This window comes from Lentzea aerocolonigenes (assembly GCF_000955955.1).
GTDB lineage: Bacteria > Actinomycetota > Actinomycetes > Mycobacteriales > Pseudonocardiaceae > Lentzea > Lentzea aerocolonigenes_A.
Map to the genome: position 1 here is coordinate 1 of NZ_JYJG01000178.1, position 2420 is coordinate 2420.

Consider the following 2420-nt stretch of genomic DNA (forward strand, 5'->3'; position numbering starts at 1 on the left):
CGCGGACACCGTGAACGTCCGCGGCGACATCCGCTCACCGGAGGCCACATCGTGACCGGGCTCAGGACTTTCCCAGAACGAGACGCCGATCGTGCGGCCGTCCCGCACCAGCGGCGCCGATCGCACCGCGGCCGGATCGAACGAGACCCAGCGGGTGTCGTCCGCCAGCCTGCCGAGTGCCTGCGACGGCCCCGACGAGAACTGCTCCCAGCGCCCGCGGCCCTTCAGGTAGCTCTCCCACGTCCCGGCGCGGTTCAGGTGCGTGCCGGTGGCGACGGTCGGGGCGACCACCGGCTGGTGGTACCCGAGCTGGGTCAGCGCACGCTGGAAGTCGCGGGCCACCCCACCCGGTTCGCGGACCGCGCCCGTCTCGCAGGACAGCAGGGTCAGCGCCTCCGGGGCGCGCCCGGTCATCAGCTGGTGGAACGGGCGCAGGTCCTGCAGCACCATCGCCAGCACGTCACCGGTCGCGTCGACGACGCGCCCGTCGGTGAGCGGGATCTCCACCACGTTCTTGTCGCCGTGGAGCACCACGTAGGCGGAGCGCTCCGGCCACGGCGCGGGCTGCGAGCTGTCCTTGCCGGTCCGCATCTCCTGCTGCACGTGCGACCGGACGCTCTCGCCCGCCCGCACGGTCACCGTGCTGCCGCGGTGGGGGTATGACAGCTGGTCCACGTACTCCTGCAGGTCGGCGCCGACGAGGAAGGTCATCGCGACCGGCGCACCGTCGTGGTCGAGGAGCACGTTCGCGCGCACCTGGCTCGTGTCGAACCGCGTCGGCCTTCCGTTCAGCGTCGCGGGCAGGCTCATACCGTCGACGACGGGCGTCTCCGGGAACGTCCGCCACGCGCCGCCGCCGTCCACGACGAGCTGGCCACCGCTGCGCGTCCACGACCCGGTCCGCAGGTGCACGTCCGTCGTCGGCGCCACCACGAGGTGGTGCAGGCCCTCGTACGACAGTGCCCACTGGAAGTCCGCTGCCGCGTCGCCCAGCCCGGTCCGGCCGGCGAGCAGCACCAGCGAGCCGCCCTCGTTGGCGTACGTCATCTCCTGGAACTTGTCCAGGCCGCCGAGCAGCAGGCCGAAGTTCGACCCGTCCACCCGCACCGGCGAACCGTCGGCCAGCCGCAGCTCGAAGCCGTCGGCGCTGCCCTTGACCGCGACGTACAGGGAGTCCTCGCGCCACCTGGCCGCGACCGGCCGGGCGCCGTCACTGCTCGGGAACGCCGACGAGCCCTCCGGCTGCACGAAGGTCCGCAGATGTTCGCCGCGGGGCGCGCTCGCCCACGACAGCGAGGCGGCCTGGTCGGCGCCGGTCAGGAACGTCAGGCCGATCGGCGTGCCCCAGCGCGTCATCTCCTTGAACTGCACGTCACCGTAGGAGAACTCGCGCACCCGCCCGTCGGCGTCGACGCCGCGCGGCAACGCCTGTTCCTCGGGGGACGCGGCCCGGCTCGGCCCGGCCTCGGTCAGGTCGGCGTCGTCCCCGAGCGCACGTGCGGACGACAGGGTCAGGTCCCTGTCCCGTCCCGATGCGGACGGGACCAGACCGGCCTCGTCCGCCGGCCGGCCCGGCGTCCACGCCCACGGGGACGGGAACGACTCCCAGTGGCCGCCCCTGGACACGAAGCTCTCCCACGAGGTCCCAGGCTCGTCGAGGCCGAAGCGGACCGGTCCCGTCGGCCCCGCCACCGGCTGGCGGTACCCGAACCTCTCCAGTGCCCGCTGGAAGTCGAACGCGGTACCACCGGCGCGCCGGTCGGCACCGGCCCAGCAGGACAGCAGGGTCACCGCTTCGTGCTCACGCGCGGCCATCAGGTCGCGGAACGGCCTCAGGTCGTGCAACAACTCCGCCAGCACCGCTCCGCCCACCAGGAGCGAGTGGCCGTCGGTCAGCTCGATCCTCGCGATGTTGCGGTTGCCGTGCGCGGTGATGTACGCGGACGGCTCCGGCCACGGCGCGGGCTGCGAGAAGTCCGCTCCCTGGTTGATCTCCTGCTCGATCCGCCGACCGGCCTCTCCTTCCGGCAGCAACGTCGTCCTGCCGCGATGCGGCTGCGCGAACGTGTTCAGATCCTGGAGCAGTTCCCCGCCGACCACGAAGGACACCGCCTGCGGCCTGCCGTCCGGGCCGTTGATCGAGGTGACCCGCACGTCGTCGGTGTCGAAGTAGGTGCGCTGCCCCCTCAGCGTCCGCGCCATGAGCGTCCGGTTCTCGACCGCTTCGGCGGTCGGGAACGTCCGCCAGGAACCGTCCTGGTCCACGACGATCTGGCCGGCCCGCTTGAACCACGCCGTCCGCAGGTGCACGTCGGTGGTGGGCGCCACCACCAGGTGCGGCCAGCCCTGCGCCGTCATCGCCTGCTGGAAGTCCGCGGCGGCACGACCGGCACCCGACCGGCCGGCGAGCAGGACCACCG

General features: G+C 72.8%; 1 protein-coding gene. It reads right to left on the reverse strand.

Features of this window, described 5'->3' with window-relative positions; genetic code table 11:
* Positions 1–2420 (reverse strand): hypothetical protein (locus UK23_RS52870; RefSeq protein ID WP_196777855.1); only part of this gene is annotated, 2420 nt, incomplete at both ends.